Annotated in this window: 1 protein-coding gene; it reads right to left on the bottom strand. The window is 69.8% G+C overall.

Annotated elements, in window-relative coordinates; translation table 11 throughout:
* The coding region (locus CVH10_RS23335) for a hypothetical protein (protein ID WP_146143345.1) at positions 1-245 on the bottom strand (245 nt) is incomplete at both ends.

Genomic DNA, 245 nt, shown 5'->3' with positions numbered 1-245 from the left:
GGACATGGCGCAGGTCGCCGTAGCGATGCGAGCGGTCGAGCCAGATGTCGCCTGAGCGCAGCGCGTCGCGCAGGTGGAACATCACCGCGACCTCGCGGAGACGCGCATCGTCACTGCCCTTCACCCGCAACTGACGCCGCCACTTGGAATGCGGGCGCAGGAAATCGTCGGTCACCGGCAGTTCGCCTTTGGCGGCGATGGCCTTCACCGCGTCGAGCAGGGGGCGGGCGACCGGTGCGGCTGCG

Origin of the sequence: Halomonas sp. ND22Bw (assembly GCF_003011945.1) — a bacterium.
GTDB classification, from domain to species: domain Bacteria; phylum Pseudomonadota; class Gammaproteobacteria; order Pseudomonadales; family Halomonadaceae; genus Halomonas; species Halomonas halophila.
The sequence above is the reverse complement of the archived record's forward strand: the minus strand, read 5'-3'. Positions and strand labels throughout refer to the sequence as shown.